Here is a 1,835-nt window from a genome sequence, read left to right on the forward strand (position 1 = left end):
TTCGAGCGCGCTTGGATCGTCGTCGACGAGCAACACACGGCCCGCGTCCGCCATCCCGCCTCCAAAGGATATGTCGCGCCGATCCCACTTCCGCTCGGCGTCAAACTTATCGGGCGGACGGTATGAATCCTTGACCCTCGGGCGGCGCGAGGCCGGCTGGAAACTGCACGCCGCGGCAGGACCGGAGGGGTTCGGACGCCGGCGGACCTCCGCCGATGTCGGCCCGGAACGCGACGACGCGCCCCCTCCCGCGGAGAGGGCGCGTCGAGGGCCGTCCCGTCCGTCAGAACGAGGCGAGGCCCCTGCGGTCCGGAGCTTCGGGCGCGACGGCGCCGAAGCGCGGCTTCGCCGCCGCCGCCGAGGCGACGCCCCGCGGCGCGAGGCCCGGGTCTCCGCCGCGTCCTTCGCGGCGCGTTCCCGCGGAGGACGAGAGCCGGAAGCCCGAGACCAAGCCGCGCAGTTCCTCGGACTGCCCGCTCAGTTCCTCGGCGACCGAGGCCGACTCCTCCGAACTCGCCGCCGTCTGCTGCGTGACCTCGTTGATCTGCTCCACGGCGACCTCGACCTGATGGATGCCGCCGGCCTGCTGCTCCGACGCGGCCGCCATCTCGTTCATCACCTCGGCCACGCGCCGCGTCTGCTCGTGGATGACGCCGAACGCCTCGCCGACCTGCGCGTCCACCGCCACGCCGCGCTCGGCGGCGGCGACCGCCTCCTTGATCAAGTCCGCCGTGTCGCGCGCGGCCTCGGCCGACCGCTTGGCGAGGTTCCGCACCTCCTCGGCGACGACCGCGAACCCCTTGCCGGCGTCCCCCGCGCGCGCCGCCTCGACCGCCGCGTTGAGCGCGAGGAGGTTCGTCTGGAACGCGATCTCGTCGATCGTCTTCACGATCTTCGCCGTCTGGTCGGACGACTTCTTGATCGCCTCGATCGTCTTGAACAGCGCGTCGAGCTTGTCCTTCCCGCCGTCGACGCAGGAGAGGGTGCCGTCGGCGAGGCTCCGCGCCTTTCCCGCGTTCTCCGCGTTCTGCCGCGTCATCGAGTCGAGCTCCTGCAGGCTGGAGCCGATCTCCTCCAGCGAGCTCGCCTGCTCCGACGAGCCGGAGGCGAGCGCCTGGCTCGACTTCCCGATCTGCGAGGCGGCCGACGACACCTGCTCCGACGCCGCCGCGACCTCCTGCATCCCGCCGTCGAGCTTGTCGATCGCCGCGTTGAGGGCGGTCTTGATCCGCGCGAACTCGCCCTTGAACTCGCCCTCGAGGCGCATGGAGAGATCGCGGTCCTCGAGGCGCGAGCAGACCGCCAGCACCTTCCCCGCGGCGTCCTGCATCGGGACCACCACTTCGTCGAGCGTGCGGTTGACGCCGGCCACGATCTTGCGGAAGTCCCCCGAGTGCTTCGTCTCGTCGGCCCGCACTTCGTAGCGGCCGTCGATCGCCGCCTTCGCCAGCAGCCCGGCGTCGCCGACGAGAAGGTTCACCGCCGCGATGCAGGTGTTGAGGTTGTCCTTGATCGCCGCGAAGTCCCCGTTGTAGGTCCCGCTGATCGGCGCGGGGATGTCCCCCTTGGCGATCCGGTCGACGTAGTCGGCGGCGACGCGGAGCGGGCCGATCACCGCGTCGAGCGTGCGGTTGACCCCTTCGACGACCTTGCGGAACTCGCCGCGGTGCCGCGAGGCGTCGGCGCGCGTCGCCAGCCGTCCCTCGACCGCCGCGTCGCTCAGCACGTTCGCGTCGCGCACGAGCGCGTCCACCGCCTCCATCATCTGGATCAGCGCCGGGATCAGCGTGTCGGCCTCCGACCGCCGTCCGATCTTCCGGCAGAGCGCCAGCTCC

The 1,835-nt window shown here is 71.5% G+C and carries 1 protein-coding gene; it reads right to left on the bottom strand.

What is annotated here, in order from left to right; translation table 11 throughout:
* Positions 1–283 precede the first annotated feature (283 nt).
* Positions 284–1,835 (bottom strand): methyl-accepting chemotaxis protein (locus tag LLG88_00775; GenBank protein MCE5245444.1); only part of this gene is annotated, 1,552 nt, incomplete at its 5' end.

The sequence above is a fragment of the bacterium genome (assembly GCA_021372775.1).
Lineage (GTDB): Bacteria > Acidobacteriota > Polarisedimenticolia > J045 > J045 > JAJFTU01.